The sequence below is a fragment of the Burkholderiaceae bacterium genome, assembly GCA_024235995.1.
Classification (GTDB): Bacteria; Pseudomonadota; Gammaproteobacteria; order Burkholderiales; family Burkholderiaceae_C; genus Ottowia.
This window is the reverse complement of sequence record JACKLI010000001.1, coordinates 1,248,244-1,270,829: the sequence shown is the minus strand read 5'-3', so window position 1 is coordinate 1,270,829 and position 22,586 is coordinate 1,248,244. Positions and strand designations below refer to the sequence as shown.

Genomic DNA, 22,586 nt, shown 5'->3' with positions numbered 1-22,586 from the left:
TTGCAGGCAAAAATCAAAAGTTGTGGCGCACGCCCAGCCCATAGTTGTGGGTGCTGTCCAGGTTCAGGTAGGCGGCGTAGATGAAGGTGCGCTTGGACAAGGCGTAGCGGCCTTCCAGCAGCGAATTGGTGTACTTCTTGGCGCCCCACTCGTTCTTGGTGTCGCGGGTCAGATCGAGCGTGACGATGAGCAGGTCGAACGTGCCCTGCCCACCCAGCGAAAACCCGTTGCGGATGTTCTGTCCATTGGCGGCGTGGCTGTAGGAGGTGGCCACGGCAAACTGCTGACCGATCTTGTAGCGGCCACCCAGCGCGGCACTGGTCTTGGCGCCAGCCACCTTGTTGGCCGAGAGCGACGCCACCAGCGGCCCGCTGGCGTAGGTGGCGGCCACGTCCCATTTGCTGCTTTCCACGCCGGCGATCACGTTGTCGGCTTTCATGACGTAGCCCATCTCGACCGTGAAGCCGCCCATGTTCGGCGTGCGGTAGCCGAACATGCTGCTTTGGCGCACGCTGTTGCCGCCCCAGTTGTAGGTGTTGCCCACCACCGAGTAATTGGCCACGCCCGTGAGCTGCCAGCCCGCCAGGGCCAGGAACGAGGGGTTGTACAGACGCCCCATCTGGAACGTACCCCACGACGCGCCCTGCAGCCACACCTTGGCCTGGCGCCCCCAGAAGCCGCCCCCGGCGCCCAGGTTGGCGCCGTCGTTGAGGTCCAGGTTGGATTCGAGGTTGAAGCCGGCCTTCATGCCGCCGCCCAGGTCCTCCCGGCCCGCCACGCCGATGTTGCTGGTGGAGTTGTTCATCAGGCTGCCCGAAATCATCTTGGTCTTGTTGATGACGTCGTTGGGTCCGATGGACATCGACTGGACTTTGCCGATGCCGGCATCGGCCGTGCCGTACAGGGTGACGGACGACTGGGCAAACGCGGCCGTCCCGGACAGGGCCATGGCGGCCGCGATCATCTTGCTGGGGTTCAAGGGCTTGTCTCCTGGATCGATGTTTTGTTCGAGCGCGGCGGCTCGCGTCAGACGGGCTTGGTGCCGATGATCCCGGCGCGCTCCATCTTGCGATGGCAGGGCGGGTAGTCCATGACGGCGTAGTGCTGCGTGGAGCGGTTGTCCCAGATCGCCACGCTGTTGGGCTCCCAGCGCCAGCGCACCTGGTACTCGGGGATGGCGGCCTGGCTGATGAGGTACTGCAGCAGGTCCGAGCCGCCGCGCGTGTAGTCCTGCCCCACCCGCACGTTGGCCGCGTTGTGGAAGTTGGTGAAGTGCGTGGTGAAGGCGTTGACGAACAGCACCTTCTCGCCCGTCTCCGGGTGCGTGCGCACCACCGGGTGCTCGGCGTCCGGAAACTGCGCCTTCAGCGCCAGGCGCTTTTCGATCGGCATGGCGGCGCCGAAGGTGCACTCGATGCCATGGCGCGCACGCAGCGGGGCGATCAGCGTCTTGATATGCTCCGGCAGCTTCTCGTAGGCCAACGCCATGTTGGCCCACATGGTGTCGCCGCCCACGGGCGGGCACTCGACGCAGCGCAGCACGGCGCCCATCTGCGGGATTTCGCGCCAGGTGGCGTCGGCGTGCCAGCTGTTCTCGTAGCGGTCGTTGGGCGAATCGGGCGACTTGTAGATGCGCACCAGGCCGGGGTTGTCGGGGTCGCTGCCGGCCACCGGGTGATCCTCCAGCTCGCCGAAGCGGCGAGCGAAGGCCACGTGCTCGGATCGGTCAAAATCCTGCCCGCGCAGAAACACCACCTTGTACTTGAGCAGGGCCGCCTTGATGTCGGCAAACAGCCCATTGTCGCGGGCCGCATCGGCCAGTTTGACGCCTATCAGCTCAGCGCCAATTGCGCAAGTTAATTCCTTGATCTGCATTGATTTGTCTCCTTTTGTTTTGTGCTAGTCAAAATTCTAGGGAGGGGTATGCACCGGCGCTTTGCAATGCACGCCATGCACTTTCCACTTCGTGCCAAAATGAATTTCGTGCACATCGTGGAGATCTCCCATGGAAGGCTTGGTGCGTGCGGCGGCGCTGACCGATTTCGCCGAGGTGTCCCGCTCGCTGGGCTATGACGCGGCTGCCGCGCTGCGCCGTGCCGGCCTGTCACCGCGCGTGCTCGATGAGCCGGAGATGCGCCTGCCGGCCGGCGTGGTGATGCAACTGCTGGAAACCGCCGCACGGGCGACGAACTGCGACACCTTCGGCCTGCGCATGGCGCAGTCGCGGCAGGTGTCCAACTTCGGCGCCATCAGCCTGCTGCTGACGCACCTGGGCACCCTGCGCGACGTGCTGACCACCACCATCGAGCACCTGCACCTGCTCAACAGCGCGCTGGCCCTGCAGGTGGAGGAAAACGGCCCGCTGGTGATCGTGCGCGAGGAGGTGATGTCGGCCAGCCTGGCGCGGCAGTCGGTGGAGCTGGCCATCGGCGTGATCTATCGTCTGTGCGCCACCCTGATGGGCAAGGGCTGGCATCCGCGCAGCGTCAACTTCAGCCACGGCGCGCCGGCCAGTGGCGCCCTGCACCGCCAGGTCTTTCAATGCCCGGTGATCTTCGACGCCGAGTTCAACGGCCTGGTGTGCCACGCGGCCGACCTGGACGTGCCCAACCCGGCGGCCGACCCGAACCTGGCGCGCTATGCCCGCGCCCTGCTGGAGAGCCTGCCGCAGTCCAGCCCGCACACCCTCAGCCACGACGTGCGCCGCACCATCTACCTGAGCCTGCCCTCGGGCGGCGCCACCTGCGCCTGGGTGGCGCAAAGCCTGGGGCGCAGCCTGCGCACGTTTCAGCGCGAGCTGGACCAGGAGGGCGTCAGCTTCAGCGAGCTGCTGGCCGAGGTGCGCACCAACCTGGCGCGCCGCTACATGGAAAGCCCGAAGTACGAGGTGGGCCAGGTGGCCGCCCTGCTGGGCTACAGCACGCACGGGGCGTTCACGCGCTGGTTCGCGCTGCAGTTCGGCCTGCCGCCGACCGAATGGCGCCGGCGGGCGATGGCGCTGGAGCCCAGCCAGGATGCCCGCACCGGAGCGGCCGTACCGGCGTAGCATCCAGGGCGATGCTGAATGAGCCCGCACTGGCCATGCCGCATGGGTCGCGGCGACAGGAGACATGAGCATGAACAACGACACCCCCCCCAACCCGTCGGCCCAGGCTTTTCGCGCCGCACGCGATCATCTGCTGACGCACCGCACCGGACAGGCGGCGCTGGGCGCCCACTTTCGCTGGCCCCGCTTGACCCAGTTCAACTGGGCGCTCGACCACTTCGAGCGCCTGGCGCGCGAGCAACCCGACGCGCCGGCGCTGTGGATCGTCAACGAGGGCGCGGGCGAGCAGAAGATCAGCTACGCGCAGATGGCGGCGCGCTCCAGCCAGGTGGCCAACTGGCTGCGCGGGCTGGGCGTGCGGCGCGGCGAGCGCATGCTGCTGATGCTGGGCAACGAGGTGGCGCTGTGGGAGACCATGCTGGCCGCCTTCAAGCTCGGGGCGGTGGTCATCCCGGCCTCGGCGCTGCTGACCCCGGCCGACCTGCGCGACCGCATCGAGCGCGGCCACGTGCGCCATGTGGTGGCCGGCGAGGCCCACGTGCCCAAGTTCGAGTCGGTGGCGGGCGACTACACCCGCATCGTCGTCGGCGCCGCGCAGCCGGGCTGGACGGCGTTCGACGACAGCCGCGCCGCCAGCGACGCCTTCACGCCCGACGGCCCCACGCAGGCCACCGACCCGCTGCTGCTGTACTTCACCTCGGGCACCACGTCCAAGCCCAAGCTGGTGCTGCACACGCACCAGAGCTACCCGGTGGGGCACCTGTCCACCATGTTCTGGATCGGCCTGAAGCCGGGCGACATCCACATGAACATCTCCTCGCCGGGCTGGGCCAAGCACGCCTGGAGCTGCTTCTTCGCGCCCTGGAACGCGGGCGCCTGCATCTTCATGCACAACGTGGCGCGCTTTGCCGCGCCGGCCCTGCTGGAGACCCTGGCGCGCTGCCGGGTCGACACGCTGTGCGCCCCGCCCACCGTGTGGCGCATGCTGATCCAGGAAGACCTGGGCGCCTGGCGCGGCAAGCTGGCCCTGCGCGAGGTGATCGGCGCCGGCGAGCCGCTCAACCCCGAGATCATCGAGCAGATCAAGGCCAGCTGGGGATTGAGCCTGCGCGACGGCTACGGCCAGACCGAAACCACCGCCATCGTCGGCAACGCGCCCGGCCTGCCGGTCAAGCCGGGTTCGATGGGCCTGCCCATGCCTGGCTACCGCATCGCGCTGCTCGACGCCGAGGGCCGCGAGGCCGATGAGGGCGAGGTCTGCCTCAAGCTGGACGACGAGCCCGGCAACGCCCCCGGCGGCCACCCCGGCACCGGCCGCCCGCTGGGCCTGATGGCCGGCTACGAGGACAGCCCCGAGCGCACCGCCGAGGTGATGCACGGCGGCTACTACCGCACCGGCGACGTGGCCCAGCGCGATGCCGAAGGCTACTACACCTTCGTGGGCCGCGCCGACGACGTGTTCAAGGCCAGCGACTACCGCATCAGCCCCTTCGAGCTGGAAAGCGCGCTGATCGAGCACGCGGCGGTGGTCGAGGTGGCCGTGGTGCCCAGCCCCGACCCGGTGCGCCTGGCGGTGCCCAAGGCCTTCATCATCCTCACGCAGGGCAGCAGCGCCGACGAAAAAACTGCGCGCGACATCCTGGCCTTTGCGCGCCAGGCGCTGGCGCCCTACAAGCGCGTGCGCCGCATCGAGTTCGTCACCGAGCTGCCCAAGACCATCTCGGGCAAGATCCGCCGCGTCGAGCTGCGCCAGACCGAGGCCGGCCGGCGCGAGCGCGGCGTCCGGGACGCGGGCGAGTACTTTGAAGAAGACTTTCCGGACCTCAAGGGCTGAACCCCGTCGGGTCTGGCGCCATCGCTGGCGATCCAGGCACCAGGCGCCACATTCCGTGACAAATCTCCGCTCGCCAGGGGACGCTCGCGGCTAGCATCGCACTTTTCAACGAGGAGAGAGCGATGGCAAAGCCCACCCCCAAGCTGCTGCTGGCCGGCCTGGCGCTGGCCGTGCTGGCCGCCTGCAGCACCCCCACGGCCACGGCACCACAAGCATCGGCACCGGCGCCAACGCCCGCCGCAGCTGCTCCGGCAGCCGCTGCGGCGCCCACCCCCGCGGCCCAGGCCGCGGCGGCCGCCTACGACTTCGACATGGACGTGTTCCACCCGGTGGTGGGGCACAAGGGCATGGTCGCCACCGAGCAGGAGCTGGCCTCCAAGATCGGCCTGGACGTGCTCAAGTCGGGTGGCAACGCGGTGGATGCGGCGGTGGCCATCGGCTTTGCGCTGGCCGTGGCCCTGCCCAACGCCGGCAACGTGGGCGGTGGCGGCTTCATGATGGTGTATGACGCCAAGACCCACAAGAGCGTGGCGGTCGACTTTCGCGAGATCGCCCCGGCGGCCGCCAGCCGTGACATGTACGTCGGCCCCGACGGCAAGGTCATCGACGGCAAGTCGCTCTACACCCACTACGCCGTGGGCGTGCCCGGCACCGTGGCCGGCATGACGCACGCGCTGCAGCACTGGGGCACCCAGCCGCTGGCCAAGCTGCTGGCGCCCAGCATCGCCCTGGCCGAAAAAGGCTACCCCGTGAGCGAAACCCTGGCCAAGGTGCTGAAGCAGGAAGCCAAGAACATGGGCCGGTGGCCCGCCACCAAGGCCATCTTCTGGAAGAACGGCGCGCCGCTGAAGGCCGGCGACACGCTGGTGCAGAAAGACCTGGGCCACTCGCTGCGCCTGATTGCCCGGCAGGGCGCCAAGGCCTTCTATGAAGGCGAGATCGCCCACAAGATCGCCGCCGACATGGCCAAGAACGGCAACGCTATGACGCTGGCCGACCTGAAGAACTACAAGGTCATCGAGCGCGAGCCGGTGCGCGGCACCTACCGCGGCTACGAAATCGTCACCATGCCGCCGCCCTCGTCCGGCGGCGCCCACCTGGTGCAGATCCTCAACATCATGGAGCGCTGGCCCATCAAGGACTGGGGCCTGAACAGCGCCGCCACCGTGCACCACATGGCCGAGGCCATGAAGCTGGCCTACGCCGACCGCGCCGAATACCTGGGCGACCCGGACTTCGTCAAGATCCCGCTCAAGGGCCTGACCAGCAAGAAATACGCCGCCGAGCTGGCCGCCAGGATCGACCCCGACAAGGCCCGCAGTGCCAAGGACATCCGCGCCGGCAAGCCGCAGCCGTATGAAAGCGACCAGACCACGCACTACTCCGTGGTGGACAAGGCCGGCAACATGGTGGCCGTCACCTACACGCTCAACACCAACTTCGGCAGCGGCATCGTCGCCGCCGGCACCGGCATCACGCTCAACAACGAGATGGACGACTTCTCGGCCAAGCCCGGCGTGCCCAACGCCTACGGCGTGATCGGCGGCGACGCCAACGCGGTGCAGGCCGGCAAGCGCCCGCTGTCGTCCATGACGCCCACCTTCGTGCTGAAGGACGGCAAGCCCTGGCTGGTCACCGGCAGCCCCGGCGGGCCGCGCATCATCACCACCGTGCTGGAGCAGATCGTGAACGGCATCGACTTCGGCATGAACCCGGCCGAGGCGGCGTCGCAGCTGCGCTTTCACCACCAGTGGACGCCCGACGAGCTGCGCGTCGAAAAAGGCTTCTCGCCCGACACGATCAAGCTGCTGAAGGACAAGGGCCAGAACGTCGTCATCAAGCCCAGCATGGGCCGCACCCAGACCATCCAGGTGCAGGGCAGCGAGCTGTGGGGCTACTCCGACCCGCGCAACCCGGACGGCAAGACGCTGGGGTACTGAGCCCCGCGCCAAGCCCTTCCAAGCCCGCCGCCCGGCGGGCTTTTTCATGCGCTGCCTGCAGGCCGCCGCCTGCCGTCGATCAAAGATCGGGCAAATCCGTGACATCCATAACCCCCGCTGGACAGAAATAGGACCTGTCATGCGGGTAGCCGCCCCTAGAATCAAAAAGCAACAAAATTTTCATCTATCGTACCGAGGAGATCGCGCCGTGAAGGCTCACCTTTCATCCATCCTGCCGCGCGCCCTGCAGCGCCTGGCGCGCCGCGCGGCGGCCTGCGCCACCTTGCTGGCCTTGGCGCTGGCGTGCAACCCGGCAGCGGCGCAAAACGTGCTCTTCCTGCATACCAATGAGCCGACACATCCCGACGCAGACCTCGACGCATATACGAATCTGAAGAACGAATTTACGGCAGCGGGCGCAACCATCACGGACGTGGGCGGTTTGCAGACCGCCGGCAGCATCAGCGCGGCAACGTTCACGGCACCCAGCGGTGGCGCATACGACCTGGTCATCATGGCCAGCGCCTATGTGCAAGTGGATGCGAGCAATTGGGGGCCCATCAACACCGCCATCTCCAACCGCAGCGCCAACGCCTTCATCATGTTCAACGATGGCTGCTGCGTGCCAGCCAACATCTCGAACATGGTGGCATCGGTGGCAGCAACCGGCGCATTCACGCCAACGGCAGGCAGCGTGTACAACGGTATGGTAGCAGCGGTGCTCAACAGCAATTCGCCCTACAGCAGCAGCTTCACCGGCCTCAACCCGTTCATCGGGGGGTACATTCAGTACTTCAACAATGTGCCGGCAAACAATGCGCTCTATCTCAGCCCCGGCTCTGTCCCTCCTGCAGCGGGCACCACACCGGTCAACAACGTGTACGGCTTGTTTATTCCCACCGCCCAGTCTTACAACGGCCAAGGGGCCTGCCTGTTTGCCACTGTCGACCTGTCACCATTTGTTTCAAGTCCCGCTCCGAGCCCCTATGACCCGTCGGCCTATGCCCGCAACCAACACAAAATTGGCCCCGCGTTCCTGAACGCCGTCAAAGCCGGCGGCGCCTGCGGCCTGCCCGCGGCCATCAGCAAGACCTTTGCGCCCGCCACGGTTGACGCTGGCGGCGCGTCGACACTGACCATCACCGTCGACAACATCAGCCTCCTCCCCGTGACTGGCCTGAACGTGACGGACAACCTGCCCACCCCCGTGGTGGTGGGCGCCGCTGCCAGCACCACCTGCACCGGCGGCACGCTCATGGCTGCGGTGGGCAGCAGCACCGTGTCGCTTACCGGCGCCACCCTGCCCGTGGGCGGCTGCACCATCACGGTGCCGGTGCAATGGCCCGCAGCCAGCGCTGCCCTGTGCACGGACGCGGGCACCACGGTCACCAACACCATCACCCCGGGCAGTGACTTCACCACCGGCCAGGGCCAGGTCAACACCCCGGCCACGGCCACGCTCAGCTGCCTGGGCGCACCAGAGCTGCACATTGGCAAATCGGCTCCCAGCCCGGGGTTGACGGTGGGGCAGATTTCCACCTACACCATCACGGTCAGCAACCAAGGCGCTGCGGCAGCACCGGGCGCCACGGTACAGGAGGCCTTGCCACCGGGCCTGACACTGGCATCGGCCACGGGCAGCAACTGGTCGTGCAGCGGCACAGCGCCAGTGGTGTGCAGCTACAGCGCAGTCCTGGAACCGGGCGCCTCGGCCGCCCCGCTGCTGGTGAAAGTGCTTACCCAGCCAGGCGCGCTCAACCAGGTGCTGGTCAACTACGCCTCGGTCGATCCGCTGGGCGGCAACACCCCACCAACGGCTGGCCCAGCCTGCGCGCCCAGCCATGCTTGCGCGCAATCGTCGTCCAACCCGGTGAACGCTCCCGTGCCCGTGCCTACGCTGTCGGAACTGGCGCTGGCCACGTTGGCCCTGCTGATGGCTTGGCTGGCCTGGGGACAACGCCACACAGGGACACGCCGCCGCCATTGATGTGGCTGGCTGAAACCTGGCCAACCCCAAGAACAAAACCCCCAGTGGCTGCGGCTGCTGGGGGTTTTGTTTGTGCATCTGCTGGAGAGTAGGGGCCTGCTGCAAGCGCAAAGGGGTTCTGTCGCCCGGGAAATCGGCCAAGCTCGTCGCCTGGCTCGCATCGTGGAGCGCACCGAAACCGTGTTTGACAACAAGGGCGCCGCGCGCCGCCTGAGTAAGCCCCCTACTCCTCCGGCCGCAGCCACAGCCAGATGCCCATGCCCAGCAGGAACAAAGGCACGAAGATGCGCACCCCCAGGGCCACCGAGTCGAACAGCTGCAGCACCCCGGCGCTGGCCGCCATGGTCGCGGTGGCCAGCCACTTGGCGCCGCGGCCGACGGCGCCGTGCTCGCGCCAGCGGGCCACCGGCGGGCCGAAGCGCGGGTGGCGCAGCAGCCAGGCCTCGAACGCCGGCCAGCCCTTGCCCGCCGCCCAGGCCGACAGCAGCAGGAACGGCACCGTGGGCAGCACCGGCAAAAACGCGCCGACGACACCCAGGGCAAAGGCCGCCACGGCCAGCAGCCGCCACAGCGCCATCACCACGCGCTGGCGGTGGCGTGGGCGTGGCGAAGCGGGGGTAGCGGTTTCAGGCATCGAATCGTTGGTTTGCCCGCATCAATCAAGCGCAAGAAGCTATCAAATCAGGATGGATCGGGTGTACCGCCATCATAGCCAGCCGGGCCGCCCGCGCCTTGACCCGTGTCATGAAAATGCCGCCATCCCCGTGGACAATGGGGCATGGAATCGAGCCCACCCTTCATCGCCCCCACGGCCTTTCACAACGCCGCCACCGCGCTGGCACGTGTGCAAGAAATTTATGACGCCGGCCTGGCGCACCTGCGCGCGCAGCTGCAGTCCTTCATGGCGCTGGCCGAGCCGCCTGCCGCCGCGCTGCCGCACGTGCGCGCCTGCTACCCCTTCGTGCGCCTGCGCACCACGCACAGCACGCACCCCGACACGCGGCTGGCCTATGGCTTCGTGGCGCACGCGGGACATTACGAAACCACGCTGACGCGGCCCGACCTGTTTGCCGACTACTACCGCGAGCAGTTCGGCCTGCTGCTGGCCAGCCACGACGCGCCGCTGGAAGTCGGCATCAGCAACCAGCCCATCCCCCTGCCCTTCAGCTTTGCCGACGGCGAGTACTTCGACGGCGGCCTGCAGCCCTGGCAGCGCGCCATGCTGGGCGAGGTGTTCGACCTGCCCGACCTGATGGCCATGGACGACCGCATCGCCAACGGCACCCACCTGCCGCGCACGGGCGAGCCGCTGCCGCTGGCGCTGTTCACCGCGCCGCGCGTAGACTATTCGCTGCAGCGCCTGCGCCACTACACCGGCACCTCGCCCGAGCACTTCCAGAACTTCGTGCTGTTCACCAACTACCAGTTCTACATCGACGAGTTCATTGCCCTGGGCGAGGCCGAAATGAAGAAGGCGGACAGCCCCTACAGCGCCTTCGTGCAGCCCGGCAACGTGCTGCACCGGCGCGCGGGCAGCCCCGCGCAGCCGGGCGACGACAGCGGCAGCGCGCCGCCCCGCCTGCCGCAGATGCCCGCCTACCACCTGATGCGCGAGGACCGCAGCGGCATCACCATGGTCAACATCGGCGTGGGCCCCAGCAACGCCAAGAACATCACCGACCACGTGGCCGTGCTGCGCCCGCACGCCTGGATCATGCTGGGCCACTGCGCCGGCCTGCGCAACCGCCAGCAGCTGGGCGACTACGTGCTGGCCCACGGCTACGTGCGCGAGGACCACGTGCTGGACGAGGAGCTGCCGCTGTGGATCCCGGTGCCGGCGCTGGCCGAGGTGCAGATCGCGCTGCAGGACGCCGTGGCCGAGATCACCCAGCTGCAGGGTGCCGAGCTGAAACGCGTGCTGCGCACCGGCACCGTGGCGACCACCGACAACCGCAACTGGGAACTGCTGGGCGCGGGCGCGCCGCAGCAGCGCTTTTCGCAGTCGCGCGCAGTGGCGCTGGACATGGAAAGCGCCACCATCGCCGCCAACGGTTTTCGCTTTCGGGTGCCCTACGGCACCCTGCTGTGCGTGAGCGACAAGCCGCTGCACGGCGAGATCAAGCTGCCCGGCATGGCCAACCACTTCTACCGCGAGCGCGTAGCCCAGCACCTGAAGATCGGCATCCGCGCGCTGGAGCGCCTGAGCGAAAACGGACTGGACCGCCTGCACAGCCGCAAGCTGCGCAGCTTTGCGGAGGTGGCGTTTCAGTAGAGCGAGTCAATACCGCGGCTGGTGGGCCCGGATTGCCGCCTTCGCCGCCTCATCCAGCGCAAAGCCCTGGCCATGCGCCGCCGCCAGCTCGGCGCAGCGCTGCTCAAAGGCCTCGACGCCCTGCCCGTAGATGAACTGCATGGCCCCGCCCGTCCAGGCTGGAAAGCCGATGCCGAAGATGCTGCCCACGTTGGCGTCGTGCACGTGGGTCAGCACGCCCTCGGCCAGGCAGCGCGCGGTCTCCACCGACTGGCGGTAGAGCAGGCGGTCCTGGATGTCCTTGACGTTCCAGGCCACGCCGGGCTTTTCAAACAGCTTCTTCAGCTCGGGCCACAGGTGCTTTTTGGCGCCCTGCGGATAGTCGTAGAAGCCGCCGCCCGCCGCGCGGCCGCTGCGCCCCAGCTCCTTGACCATGCGCTCGACCAGCCGCTCGCCGGGCGTGGTGTCGTAGGCCTTGCCCTCGGCCGCATGGTCGGCGCGGGTCTGCTCGATGACGTGCACCGACAGCGACAGGGCGGTCTCGTCCAGCACCGCCAGCGGGCCCACCGGCAGGCCAGCCTGCACGGCAGCGTTCTCGATCACGGCGGCGGGGATGCCCTCGCCCAGCATGGCCGCGCCCTCCATCACGTAGGTGCCGAAGGTGCGGCTGGTGTAGAAGCCCCGCGCGTCGTTGACGACGATGGGCAGCTTGCCCAGCGCCAGCACGTAGTCGAAGGCGCGCGCCACGGTTTCGTCGTCGGTCTGCGGGCCGCGGATGATCTCCACCAGCTTCATCTTGTCCACCGGACTGAAGAAGTGGATGCCGACGAACCGGGCCGGATGCTGGCTGGCCTGCGCCAGGCCGCCGATGGGCAGGGTGCTGGTGTTGCTGGCGAAAAAGCCCCCGGCGGCCAGCATGGGCTCGGCCTCCTGCGTGACCTTGGCCTTCAGCGCGCGCTGCTCGAACACCGCTTCGATAATGAGATCGCAACCCTTCAAATCGGCCGCGTCGGCCGTGGGCGTGATGCGGTTCAACAGCGCCTGCTGGTCCACCGGGCTCATGCGGCCCTGGTCCACGCGCTTTTGCGTCAGCCGGGCGCTGTAGGCCTTGCCCTGCTCGGCCTTCTCGACCGACACGTCCTTGAGCACCGTGGCGATACCGCTCCTCGCCTGCGCATACGCAATGCCCGCGCCCATCATGCCGGCGCCCAGGATGCCCACCTTGCCCGGCTTGAAGCGCGGCACGCCCTGCGGGCGCGACTGGCCGCTCTTGATGGCGTTGAGGTTGAAGAAGAAGGTGTTGATCATGTTGCGCGCCACCGGGCCGGCCATCAGGCTGGCCAGATACCGGCTTTCGATGCGCGTGGCGGTGTCGTAGTCCACCTGCGCGCCTTCGACCATGGCGGACAGCGCCGCCTCGGGCGCGGGGTAGCGGCCATGCGTCTTGGCGCTGAGCATGGCGGGCGCCACCACCAGGCCGCCGGCGATCCTGGGATTGGCCGGCGTGCCGCCCGGCATCTTGTAGGCCTTGTCGTCCCAGGGCTGCCGCGCGCTGGGGTTGGCGGCGATCCAGGCCAGCGCCCGCGCGCGCAGCTCACTCGCATCCGCCACCAACTCATGCACCAGGCCCAGCTCGTGCCCTTGGCGCGGGTTGAACAGCTTGCTTTCCATGATGAAAGGCTGCGCGCCCATCAGGCCCAGCAGGCGGGTCATCTTGGTGATGCCGGTGGCGCCGGGGATCAGGCCCAGCGTCAGCTCGGGCAGGCCGAACTGGGTCTTGGCGTCGTCGACGGCGATGCGGTGGTGCGCGCTGAGCGCCACCTCCCAACCGCCGCCCAGGGCGCTGCCGTTCAGGCACGCCACCACCGGAATGCCCAGCGTCTCCAGCGTGCGGAAGGCGCGCTTGAGGCGTTCGATCTCGGCAAACAGCGCGGGCGCATCGGCGTCGGTCAGGCGCATCACGCTCTTGAGGTCGGCGCCGGCAAAGAAGGTCTTCTTGCTTGACGCCAGGATCACGCCCTTGAGCTGGTCCTTGTTCTGCGCGATCTGCTCCACGGCGGCGACGATGTCGGCCTGCCAGGCGGCGCACATGGTGTTGACGGGCGAATTCGGCTCGTCGAAGGTGAGGGTGGCAATGCCGTCCACGGTTTCGATGCGCAGGGTTTGCATGGATGATCCTGAATTGATAGCTGCTTGCGCTTGATTGATACGGGCTAGAGGCCTATTTGTCTTAAATTCGTTCGACAATGGTGGCAATGCCCATGCCCCCGCCCACGCACAGCGTGGCCAGGCCGTAGCGCAGGCCACGGCGGTGCAGTTCGTCGATCAGCGTGCCCAGGATCATCGCGCCCGTGGCGCCCAGCGGGTGGCCCATGGCGATGGCGCCGCCGTTGACGTTGAGCTTTTCGTGCGGCACCTTCAAGTCCTTCATGAACTTCATGGGCACGGCGGCAAAGGCCTCGTTGACCTCGAACAGGTCGATCTGGTCGATCGTGAGGCCCGCCTTGGCCAGCGCCTTTTGCGTGGCGGGCATGGGGCCGGTCAGCATGATGGTCGGGTCAGCCCCCGACAGCGCGGTGGCGACGATGCGCGCGCGGGGTTTGAGCCCATGCGCCTTGGCCGCGGCCTCGCTGCCGATCAGCACAGCTGCCGCGCCGTCGACGATGCCCGAGGAGTTGCCCGCGTGGTGCACGTGGTCGATGCGCTCGACCTGCGGGTAGCGCTGCTGCGCCACCGCGTCGAAGCCCATGGCGCCCAGCTGCTCAAACGAGGGTTTCAGGCCGGCCAGCGCCTCCACCGTGGTGCGCGGCTTGATGAACTCGTCCTCATCCAGGATGGTCTGGCCCAGAAAGTCCTGCACCGGCACCACCGAGCCCTTGAAGTGGCCCGCCGCGCGCGCGGCGGCGGCGCGCTGCTGCGAGGTGACGGCAAAGGCGTCCACATCGGCGCGGCCGAAGCCCTCCAGCGTGGCGATCAGGTCGGCGCCGATGCCCTGCGGCACGAAACCCGTCGCCAGGCTGGTGGCCGGATCCTGCGCCCAGGCGCCGCCGTCGCTGCCGATGGGCACGCGGCTCATGCTCTCCACGCCGCCGGCGACCACCAGGTCCTCCCAGCCCGAGCGCACCTTCTGCGCCGCCAGGTTGACCGCCTCCAGCCCCGAGGCGCAAAAGCGGTTGACCTGCATGCCCGCGCAGCGCCAGTCCCAGCCGGCCTTGAGGGCCGCCACCTTGGGCAGCACCGAGCCCTGCTCGCCGATGGGCGAGACGATGCCCATCACCACGTCGTCGACGGCGGCGGTGTCCAGGTCGTGGCGCGTGCGCAGCGCCTGCAGCGTGCCGGCCAGCAGGTCGATGGGCTTGACTTCGTGCAGGCTGCCGTCCTTCTTGCCCTTGCCGCGCGGCGTGCGGATGGCGTCGAACACAAACGCTTCGGTCATCGGGGTAACTCCTTAGGGGGATATCGGGCAAAAATGGCAGTATAGACATTTAACCAAGCAATCGCTCGATTAAATTGAAACCGACGCTCCCGGCCCGCCGGCCTGCCTCAGCTGGCCTCGAAATCGCCATGCCGCCCGGCGCCGCCGGCAAAGCGCGCGGCACCGGCCAGCGCGGCGCCGATGCAGCGCTTGCCGCCGTCCCACTCGCGCTGCAGGGCCTCGGGCAGCGGCCAGTCCCATTGCGTCAGCGCGCTCAGGCGGTCGGCGCGCAGCGTGTCCGGCGGAAAGGCCGCCAGCTCGCGCGCCAGGGCGATGGCCGCCGCGCGCGCCGTGCCCGCCGGCACCACGCGGTTGGCCAGGCCGATGGCCAGTGCCTCGGCCGCGTCCACCCGGCGCCCGGTCAGGATCAGGTCCAGCGCGCGGCTTTGGCCGATCAGGCGCGGCAGGCGCACCGTGCCGCCGTCGATCAGCGGCACGCCGAAGCGCCGGCAGAAGATGCCGAAGTACGCGTCCTCGGCCATCACGCGCAGGTCGCACCACAGGGCCAGCTCGGTGCCGCCGGCCACGGCCGCGCCTTCGACCGCCGCGATCACCGGCTTGGACAGCAGCAGGCGCGAGGGGCCCATGGGACCCAGCGGCTGCACGTCGGCGGCGGCGAAGTCCAGCTCCTGCCGCAGGCGCTGGGCGGCGCCCGCGTCCTGGCGCGCCAGCCGCGCGCCGGCCTGCAGGTCCCAGCCGGCGCAGAAGTGGCCGTGCGCGCCGTGCAGCACCGCCACGCGGGCGCCGGCGTCGGCCTCGAAGGCCATGAAGGCGGCGTGCAGGGCGCGCGCCGTGCCGGCGTCCACGGCGTTGCGCACGTCGGCGCGCTCCAGCGTGACGACGGTGACGGTGTCGAGCTGCTCGACGCGGACGGCTGCACTGGCTTCGGTCATGGGCTTGGGCCTGCTAGGGCCTGTTAACGCTATGAAAGGGGTCGCGAAGCTCATGACAGCCTGCCCATCAAGGCGCGCGCCGCCGTGCGTGCGTCGGCACGCACAAGAAGCGCAACGCCGAGGGGCGGGCTGTCATGAGCTTCCCTTCGGGTTGTCTCGCCAAGGGGCCGTCTGCGGCGTTGCCCGCGCTTGCAAGGCACGGGCCTTGCTGCGCACGGGCGCCTTGCATCCAGCCCCTTGGCGAGGCAACGCGATCCCCTTTCATAACGTTAACAGGCCCTAAGGGTTTTTCGGGGATGCGGCCAGCGCACCGGGCCCTTAGAGTCTGACGAATTTTGGCAACGCACAGCATTGGGGATAGCGTGGAGTTCATCCAACTGGTGATCAGCGGCGTGGCGCAGGGTTGCATCTACGGCTTGATCGCGCTCGGCTTCGTGCTGATCTACAAGGCCACCGAGACCGTGAGCTTCGTGCAGGGCGACCTGATGATGCTGGGCGCCTTCTGCGGCTACGTCGGCATGACGCTGCTGGGCTTTCCGTTCTGGCTGGCGGTGCTGGCCAGCATCGCCGCCATGGGCCTGTTCGGCGTGGGCATGGAGCGCGCGGTGATCCGCCCCATCCTGGGCCAGCCGGCGTTCACCATCGTCATGCTGACCATCGGCATCGGCTACGTGGCGCGCGGCGCGATCACCATGATCCCCGGCATCGGCACCGAAACCCACGCCCTGCCCGTGCCCTACAAGGACCAGGTCTGGAACCTGGGCGCGCTGGTGCTCAGCGCCGAGCAGATGGTGGTGATCGCCGTCACCGCCGTGCTGTGCGCCGGCCTGTACGCGCTGTTTCGCTTCACGCGCCTTGGCATCGCCATGCAGGCAGCGTCGCAAAACCAGCTGGCCGCGTACTACATGGGCATCCCGGTCAAGCGCCTGAACGGCCTGGTGTGGGGCCTGGCGGCCGCCGTGGCCGCCATCGCCGGCCTGCTGCTGGCGCCCATCACCTTCGTGTACGCCAACATGGGCTTCATCGGCCTGAAGGCTTTTCCCGCCGCGGTGGTGGGCGGCTTCGGCAGCCTGCCGGGCGCCATCGTGGGCGGGCTGGTGATCGGCGTGGTCGAGTCGCTGTCGGGCTTTTACCTGCCCGAGGGCTTCAAGGACATCGCGGCCTACATCGTGGTGCTGCTGATGCTGATGATCAAACCCAATGGCCTGTTCGGTGAACGTTTGTTGAAAAAGGTCTGACCACCGCATGCGCTTCATCTTCAAGACCAGCTACGAGCAGGACATCCGCCTGGCCAAGCACGGCGGGCACGTGTTCTGGTACGGGCTGCTGGTGCTCGCCCTGGTGGCGGCGCCCTGGCTGCTGCCCGAATACTGGCTGGCGCAGCTGACCTTCATCCTCATCTACGGCATCGCCGGCCTGGGGCTGATGCTGCTGTCGGGCTACACCGGGCAGATCTCGCTGGGACACGCGGCCTTCCTGGGCGTGGGCGCCTACACGCAGGCGGTGCTGGCCAACGCCGGCTGGCCGTTTCCGCTGGCCATGGCGGGCGCGGCCGTGCTGGCCGCGGCGGTGGGCGTGGTGGTGGGCCTGCCGGCGCTGCGCGTCAAGGGCATCTACCTGGCCATCGCCACGCTGGCCTTCGGCTTCATCGTGGAGGAAGGCTTTGCCCGCTGGGACAGCGTGACCGGCGGCAACGCCGGCCTGTCGGTGCAGGCGCCGGCCTTCTTCGGCTGGTCGATCGAGTCGACCCACGGCTTCTACGCGCTGTGCCTGGCCACCGCCGCGCTGGCCACGCTGGGCATCGCCAACCTGCTGCGCGCGCCCACCGGCCGCGCCTTCGTGGCGATCCGCGACTCCGAGATCTCGGCGCAGAGCATGGGCATCCACCTGGCGCGCTACAAGACGCTGTCGTTCGCGCTGTCGGCCGCGCTGGCCGGCGTGGCGGGGGCGCTGTACGCGCACAAGATCCAGTTCCTGACGCCCGACCAGTTCAGCATCCTGCAGTCCATCGACCTGCTGCTGCTGGTCGTCATCGGTGGTCTGGGCTCCATCCACGGCGCCTTCCTGGGCGCCATCTTCCTGATCGCGATGCCCCAGCTCATCGCCCTGGGCAAGGACTGGCTGCCCGAGGCCATCGGCCAGGCGCCGGGCCTGCAAGCCGTGGTCTACGGCGTGGTGCTGGTCGCCTTCGTGCTGTTCGAGCCGCTGGGCCTGTACGGCCGCTGGCTGAAGATGCGCACCTGGCTGCAGCTGTTTCCCTTCTACCAGCGCGGCATGTTCAGGCGCCAGAAGTCGTTCCAGAAATCGGACCGCTTGAAATGACGGACGGCATCCTGCTCTCGGCCAAGCACTTGAGCGTGCGCTTCGGCGGCGTGCTGGCCGTCAACGACGTCAGCTTCGACGTGCGCCGCGGCGAGGTGTTCACCCTGATCGGGCCCAACGGCGCCGGCAAGACCACGGTGTTCAACCTCATCAGCCGCTTCTACCAGCCCACCAGCGGCAGCATCGACTACGCCGGCCCGCGGGGCAAGGTCGATCTCACCGCGCGGGCGCCGCACCAGGTGGCCGCGCTGGGCATCGCGCGCACGTTCCAGAACATCGAGCTGTTCGAGCACGCCAGCGTGCTGCACAACCTGCTGGTCGGGCGCCACACGCACCGCCGGACGGGTTTTTGGAGCGAGCTGCTGTTCACCTCCGCCACGCGCCGCGCCGAGCTGGCCGCGCGCGAGCACGTCGAGCGCGTGATCGAGCTGCTGGACCTGCAGCGCTACCGCGACCTGCTGGTGGCCGGCCTGCCCTACGGTGTGCGCAAGGTGGTGGAACTGGCGCGCGCGCTGTGCGCCGAGCCGCGCTTGCTGCTGCTGGACGAGCCCTCGTCGGGTCTGAACGTGGAGGAAACCGACGACATGGCCTTCTGGATCCAGGACATCGTGCACGAGCTGGGCGTGACCGTGCTGATGGTGGAGCACGACATGGGTCTGGTCTCGCGCGTGTCCGACCGCGTGGTGGCGCTCAACCAGGGCGAGGTGCTGGCCATGGGCACGCCCGCCGAGGTGCAGGCCGACGCCCGGGTGGCCGAGGCCTACCTGGGCTCGATCGAGGACGTGTCCTCGCTGCGGAGGCAGGCATGAGCACGGTGATCCTGCAGTTGGCCAACGTCGAAAGCTCCTACGGCCCCATCAAGGCCATCCGCGGCGTCAGCCTGAAGGTGGAACAGGGCCAGATCGCCACCGTGCTGGGCAGCAACGGCGCAGGCAAGACCACCATCCTCAAGACCATCTCGGGCATCATCGACCCGCGCAAGGGCAGCGTGCACTTCAAGGGCCAGGACATCACCGCCCGCGACCCGGCCTTCATCGTGCAGCAGGGGCTCTCGCACGTGCCCGAGGGGCGCGAAGTGTTCCCCCTGCTGTCGGTGCACGACAACCTGCTGATGGGCGCCTACACCCGCCGCGACCGCGACGGCGTGGCGCGCGACATGGAGCAGGTGTACGCGTACTTCCCGATCCTGCGGGAGCGCCGGGCGCAGGACGCCGGCCTGCTGTCGGGCGGCCAGCAGCAGATGCTGGCCATCAGCCGCGCGCTGATGGCCGCGCCCGAGCTGATCCTGCTGGACGAGCCCAGCCTGGGCCTGTCCCCAAAGCTGACCAAGGAGATCTTCGAGATCGTGGTGCGCATCAACCGCGAGCGCGGCACCACCATTTTGCTGGTCGAGCAGAACGCCAACATGGCGCTGAACGCCGCCGACTACGGTTACGTGCTGGAAAACGGCCGCATCGTGATGGAAGACACCTGTGCCCATCTGCGCGAGAAGGAGGACATCAAGGAGTTCTACCTGGGCATGAAGGAGTCCGGCGTACGCGGCGAGCGGCGCTGGAAGAAAAAGAAGACCTGGCGATGAACGATTCCATCACCCAACAACCGAGCCGGCGCGCGCCCCCTCGGGAGGCAGCGCAGCAGGCACAGCCGCGGAGCGTGGGGGCATCATGAGCAATCTTTGGGACCTCTCCCGCATCCAGCCGCGTACCGACATCGTGGTGCCCGGCGACACCATCGCCGCCATGTTCTGGAACGCGGTGGCGCAGCGCGGCGACACCGTCTGGCTGCGCGAGAAGGAGCTGGGCCTCTGGCGCAGCTGGACCTGGACGCAGGTGGGCGAGGCGGTGGCGGAGATCGCCGGCGGCCTGCTGAGCCTGGGCCTGGCCGAGGGCGAGACCGCCTCGATCCTGTCCAACACCGTGCCCGAATGGGTGCTGGCCGACCTGGCGGTGCTGTCGTGCGGCGGCGTGGCCAACGGCATCTACCCCACCGATGCGGCCAGCCAGGTGCACTACCTGTGCGAGGACTCGCGCACGCGCGTGCTGTTCGTCGAGGACGACGAGCAGCTGGACAAGGCGCTGGAGGTGCGCGAGCGCCTGCCCCTGCTGGAGCGGATCGTGGTGTTCGACATGGAGGGCCTGCGCGACATGGACGACCCGCAGGTCATCAGCCTGGGCGCCCTGCGCGAGCTGGGGCGCGCCCACAACCGGCAGCACCCGGACGCGCTGAAGCAGCGCGTGGCGGCCGTGCAGCCCGAGGACCTGGCGATCCTGGTCTACACCTCGGGCACCACCGGCAGGCCCAAGGGCGCCATGCACAGGCATTCGGCGCTGGTCTACACGGCGCACGGCTACAACACGCTGATCGCGCGCAGCGAGCAGGACGAGTGCATGTGCTTTCTGCCGCTGTGCCACATCGCCGAGCGCATGGGCGGCGAGTACTACTCGCTGTACACCGGGGCCAGGCTCAACTTCGTCGAGAACCCCGACACCGTGCCCGAGAACGTGCGCGAGATCGCGCCCACGGTGTTCACCGCCGTGCCGCGCGTGTGGGAGAAGTTCTATTCCGGCGTCACCATCGCGCTGAAGGAAAGCACGCGCCTGCAGCAGGCCGCCTACGCCTGGGCCATCGGCGTGGGCCGGCGGATCGCCGACCGCGTGCTGGCCGGCCAGCCGGTGCCGGCGCTGCTGAAGGCGCGCTTTCGGCTGGCGCGCTGGCTGGTGCTGGACAACGTGCGCAAGATGATCGGCATCCACCGCGCGCGCTATCTGGTGACGGGCGCGGCGCCGATCTCGCCCGAGCTGGTCAAGTGGTATCTGTCGCTGGGCGTGCCCATGCTGGAGGTGTGGGGCATGACCGAGACCTGCGGCGCCTCCACCGGCGTGCCGGCGGCGCGCATCAAGCCCGGCTCGATCGGGCCGGCGGCCGACTTCAACCAGGTGCGGCTGGACGCGGCCACGGGCGAAATCCAGGTCAAGGGCCCCAACGTATTCGCCGGCTACCTGAACCTGCCCGAGAAGACGGCCGAGACCTTCACCGCCGACGGCTGGCTGCGCACCGGCGACGTGGGCACGGTGGACGCGGAGGGCTTCTACCGCATCACCGACCGCATGAAGGACATCATCATCACCGCGGGCGGCAAGAACATCACGCCCAGCGAGCTGGAAAACGAGCTCAAGTTCAGCCCCTACGTGACCGACGCGGTGGTGATCGGCGACGCGCGCGCCTACCTCACGGTGATCATCATGATCGACCAGGAGAACGTCGAGAAGTACGCGCAGGACCACGACGTGCCGTTTTCCAACTACGCCAGCCTCACACGCGCGCCCGAGGTGCAGGCGCTGATCCAGGGCGTGATCGACGAGGTGAACCGCAAGTTCGCCCGCGTCGAGCAGATCAAGAAGTTCTTCCTGCTCGACACGCAGCTCACGGCCGAGGACGAGGAGCTGACCCCGACCATGAAGCTCAAGCGCAAGCTGGTGCAGACCAAGTACGCACCGCAGATCGAGGCCATGTACGGCCACTGAGGCACCCGTATCAGGGTAATCACCGCCGCCCCGCGCGCCCACATCTATCCACAATCCGCCCATCAACCCCAGGAGGTCCGAGCCCATGAAACGCACCCTGTTTTCCCTCGCCTGCGCCCTGGCCCTCGCGGCCGGCCCGGCCCTGGCCCAGAGCCAGGGCGTGAGCAAGACCGAGATCACGGTCGCCACCATCCAGGACTTGTCGGGCCCGCTGGCGGGCTTTGGCAAGCAGGCGCGCAACGGCATGCAGCTGCGCGTGGACGAGATCAACGAGCAGGGCGGCGTCAACGGCCGCAAGCTGGTGTTCAAGTCCGAGGACTCGGGCTACGACCCCAAGCGCGCGGTGCTGGCGGCGCAAAAGCTGGTCAACCAGGACCACATCTTCGCTATGGTCGGCCACATCGGCACGGCGTCCAACATGGCGACCTTTCCGGTGCTGTTTCCCAAGAAGGTGATCAACTTCTACCCGCTCACCGGCGCGCGCGAGATGTTCGAGGAGCCCAACCGCAACCTCAAGTTCGCCTTCAGCGTGCCCTACTACGACCAGACGCGCACCGGCACGCCGCGCCTGGTGAAGGAAAAGGGCGCCAAGAAGGTGTGCTCCATCTACCAGGACGACGAGTTCGGCCTGGAGGTGATGCGCGGCGCCGAAGACGGCCTGAAGACCATCGGCATGCAGCTGGCCGAGAAGACCACCTACAAGCGCGGCGCCACCGATTTCTCCTCGCAGGTGGCCAAGATGAAGTCCGCCGGCTGCGACCTGGTGGTGCTGGGCACCGTGATCCGCGAGACCATCGGCACCATCGGCGAGGCGCGCAAGACGGGCTTTTCTCCCACCTTCCTGGGCACCACCGCCGCCTACACCGACCTGATCCACAAGCTGGGCGGCAAGGCCATGGACGGCCTGTACGCCACCATGGCCATCCAGGTGCCCTACCTGGACGACGCCTCGCAGCCGCTGCGCTTCTGGGCCAACAAGTACAAGACCAAGTTCAACGAGGACCCGGGCGTGTTCTCGGTCTACGGCTACGAGATCATGGACAACTTCATCCAGGGCGTGCAGCGCGCCGGCCCCAACCTGACGACCGAGAGCTTCATCAAGGGCATGGAAAGCGCGCCCATCGAGCCCGACATGTTCGGCAGCGACACGCTCAAGTTCTCCGCCACCAACCGCCTGGGCACCGAGCGCTCGCGCCTGTCGCAGATCCAGGACGGGCGCTGGAAGGTGGTGTCGGACTACTTCAAGTAAGCCGCCATGCAGCCGACAAAAAAACCACCTACGGGCGGTTTTTTTGATCGAATCGGGCTTTAGCC

Annotated in this window: 17 protein-coding genes; 11 read left to right on the top strand and 6 right to left on the bottom strand. The window is 68.1% G+C overall.

What is annotated here, in order from left to right; all coding sequences use genetic code 11:
- Positions 1–13: 13 nt before the first annotated feature.
- On the bottom strand, positions 14–979 hold the full coding sequence (locus H6927_06170; protein MCP5217684.1) for a porin: 966 nt from the start codon (positions 977–979) through the stop codon (positions 14–16).
- Between the two features lie 47 nt (positions 980–1,026).
- On the bottom strand, positions 1,027–1,875 hold the full coding sequence (locus H6927_06165) for a TauD/TfdA family dioxygenase (protein MCP5217683.1): 849 nt from the start codon (positions 1,873–1,875) through the stop codon (positions 1,027–1,029).
- Between the two features lie 130 nt (positions 1,876–2,005).
- Here H6927_06165 and H6927_06160 point away from each other — a divergent pair, with 130 nt between their 5' ends.
- The 4 genes from H6927_06160 (at position 2,006) to H6927_06145 (ending at position 8,807) form a co-directional block, all read left to right on the top strand.
- Positions 2,006–3,046, top strand: coding sequence for an AraC family transcriptional regulator (locus H6927_06160; GenBank protein MCP5217682.1), 1,041 nt, complete (start codon positions 2,006–2,008; stop codon positions 3,044–3,046).
- Positions 3,047–3,116: 70 nt separating this feature from the next.
- The gene (locus H6927_06155; GenBank protein MCP5217681.1) at positions 3,117–4,880 is read left to right on the top strand and encodes an AMP-binding protein; all 1,764 of its coding nucleotides are present in this window, start codon (positions 3,117–3,119) and stop codon (positions 4,878–4,880) included.
- Between the two features lie 122 nt (positions 4,881–5,002).
- Complete coding sequence (ggt, locus tag H6927_06150) at positions 5,003–6,820, top strand: gamma-glutamyltransferase (GenBank protein MCP5217680.1); 1,818 nt, start codon at positions 5,003–5,005, stop codon at positions 6,818–6,820.
- A gap of 208 nt (positions 6,821–7,028) precedes the next feature.
- The gene (locus tag H6927_06145) at positions 7,029–8,807 is read left to right on the top strand and encodes a DUF11 domain-containing protein (GenBank protein MCP5217679.1); all 1,779 of its coding nucleotides are present in this window, start codon (positions 7,029–7,031) and stop codon (positions 8,805–8,807) included.
- Positions 8,808–9,030: 223 nt separating this feature from the next.
- Here H6927_06145 and H6927_06140 read toward each other — a convergent pair whose 3' ends face one another.
- On the bottom strand, positions 9,031–9,384 hold the full coding sequence (locus tag H6927_06140; protein MCP5217678.1) for a YbaN family protein: 354 nt from the start codon (positions 9,382–9,384) through the stop codon (positions 9,031–9,033).
- A 201-nt stretch (positions 9,385–9,585) separates the two neighbouring features.
- Between H6927_06140 and H6927_06135 the strand changes: the two genes are divergently transcribed.
- Positions 9,586–11,079 (top strand): AMP nucleosidase, encoded by a 1,494-nt coding sequence (locus tag H6927_06135; GenBank protein ID MCP5217677.1) that lies wholly within the window; start codon positions 9,586–9,588, stop codon positions 11,077–11,079.
- 6 nt (positions 11,080–11,085) lie between these two features.
- Here H6927_06135 and H6927_06130 read toward each other — a convergent pair whose 3' ends face one another.
- The 3 genes from H6927_06130 to H6927_06120 all read right to left on the bottom strand — a co-directional run bounded on the left by H6927_06130 (position 11,086) and on the right by H6927_06120 (position 15,426).
- Positions 11,086–13,227 (bottom strand): enoyl-CoA hydratase/isomerase family protein, encoded by a 2,142-nt coding sequence (locus tag H6927_06130; protein MCP5217676.1) that lies wholly within the window; start codon positions 13,225–13,227, stop codon positions 11,086–11,088.
- Between the two features lie 61 nt (positions 13,228–13,288).
- Positions 13,289–14,494 (bottom strand): acetyl-CoA C-acetyltransferase, encoded by a 1,206-nt coding sequence (locus tag H6927_06125; protein ID MCP5217675.1) that lies wholly within the window; start codon positions 14,492–14,494, stop codon positions 13,289–13,291.
- Positions 14,495–14,601: 107 nt separating this feature from the next.
- Positions 14,602–15,426: a crotonase/enoyl-CoA hydratase family protein gene (locus H6927_06120; GenBank protein MCP5217674.1), complete on the bottom strand. Its 825-nt coding sequence runs from the start codon at positions 15,424–15,426 to the stop codon at positions 14,602–14,604.
- Between the two features lie 362 nt (positions 15,427–15,788).
- Between H6927_06120 and H6927_06115 the strand changes: the two genes are divergently transcribed.
- From H6927_06115 to H6927_06090, 6 genes are all read left to right on the top strand, one after another.
- Entirely contained in the window at positions 15,789–16,664 is an 876-nt protein-coding gene (locus H6927_06115; protein MCP5217673.1) for a branched-chain amino acid ABC transporter permease, read from the top strand.
- A gap of 7 nt (positions 16,665–16,671) precedes the next feature.
- Entirely contained in the window at positions 16,672–17,748 is a 1,077-nt protein-coding gene (locus H6927_06110) for a branched-chain amino acid ABC transporter permease (protein MCP5217672.1), read from the top strand.
- On the top strand, positions 17,745–18,557 hold the full coding sequence (locus H6927_06105) for an ABC transporter ATP-binding protein (protein ID MCP5217671.1): 813 nt from the start codon (positions 17,745–17,747) through the stop codon (positions 18,555–18,557). The genes H6927_06110 and H6927_06105 overlap by 4 nt, the downstream gene beginning before the upstream one ends.
- Positions 18,554–19,327 (top strand): ABC transporter ATP-binding protein, encoded by a 774-nt coding sequence (locus H6927_06100; protein ID MCP5217670.1) that lies wholly within the window; start codon positions 18,554–18,556, stop codon positions 19,325–19,327. The genes H6927_06105 and H6927_06100 overlap by 4 nt, the downstream gene beginning before the upstream one ends.
- 85 nt (positions 19,328–19,412) lie before the next feature.
- Positions 19,413–21,272 carry a long-chain fatty acid--CoA ligase gene (locus tag H6927_06095; GenBank protein MCP5217669.1) on the top strand — a complete coding sequence of 620 codons (1,860 nt, stop codon included), beginning with the start codon at positions 19,413–19,415 and terminating at the stop codon, positions 21,270–21,272.
- Positions 21,273–21,357: 85 nt separating this feature from the next.
- Positions 21,358–22,521: an ABC transporter substrate-binding protein gene (locus H6927_06090; protein ID MCP5217668.1), complete on the top strand. Its 1,164-nt coding sequence runs from the start codon at positions 21,358–21,360 to the stop codon at positions 22,519–22,521.
- Positions 22,522–22,586 lie beyond the last annotated feature (65 nt).

What these genes read in the sequence shown, in the direction of transcription:
- ggt (MCP5217680.1), top strand. Translation starts at nt 5,003, where the DNA reads ATGGCAAAGCCCACCCCCAAGCTGCTGCTGGCCGGCCTGGCGCTGGCC.
- H6927_06135 (MCP5217677.1), top strand. Translation starts at nt 9,586, where the DNA reads ATGGAATCGAGCCCACCCTTCATCGCCCCCACGGCCTTTCACAACGCC.
- H6927_06155 (MCP5217681.1), top strand. Translation starts at nt 3,117, where the DNA reads ATGAACAACGACACCCCCCCCAACCCGTCGGCCCAGGCTTTTCGCGCC.
- H6927_06130 (MCP5217676.1), bottom strand. Translation starts at nt 13,227, where the DNA reads ATGCAAACCCTGCGCATCGAAACCGTGGACGGCATTGCCACCCTCACC.
- H6927_06165 (MCP5217683.1), bottom strand. Translation starts at nt 1,875, where the DNA reads ATGCAGATCAAGGAATTAACTTGCGCAATTGGCGCTGAGCTGATAGGC.
- H6927_06110 (MCP5217672.1), top strand. Translation starts at nt 16,672, where the DNA reads ATGCGCTTCATCTTCAAGACCAGCTACGAGCAGGACATCCGCCTGGCC.
- H6927_06095 (MCP5217669.1), top strand. Translation starts at nt 19,413, where the DNA reads ATGAGCAATCTTTGGGACCTCTCCCGCATCCAGCCGCGTACCGACATC.
- H6927_06105 (MCP5217671.1), top strand. Translation starts at nt 17,745, where the DNA reads ATGACGGACGGCATCCTGCTCTCGGCCAAGCACTTGAGCGTGCGCTTC.
- H6927_06160 (MCP5217682.1), top strand. Translation starts at nt 2,006, where the DNA reads ATGGAAGGCTTGGTGCGTGCGGCGGCGCTGACCGATTTCGCCGAGGTG.
- H6927_06125 (MCP5217675.1), bottom strand. Translation starts at nt 14,494, where the DNA reads ATGACCGAAGCGTTTGTGTTCGACGCCATCCGCACGCCGCGCGGCAAG.
- H6927_06140 (MCP5217678.1), bottom strand. Translation starts at nt 9,384, where the DNA reads ATGGCGCTGTGGCGGCTGCTGGCCGTGGCGGCCTTTGCCCTGGGTGTC.
- H6927_06090 (MCP5217668.1), top strand. Translation starts at nt 21,358, where the DNA reads ATGAAACGCACCCTGTTTTCCCTCGCCTGCGCCCTGGCCCTCGCGGCC.
- H6927_06100 (MCP5217670.1), top strand. Translation starts at nt 18,554, where the DNA reads ATGAGCACGGTGATCCTGCAGTTGGCCAACGTCGAAAGCTCCTACGGC.
- H6927_06120 (MCP5217674.1), bottom strand. Translation starts at nt 15,426, where the DNA reads ATGACCGAAGCCAGTGCAGCCGTCCGCGTCGAGCAGCTCGACACCGTC.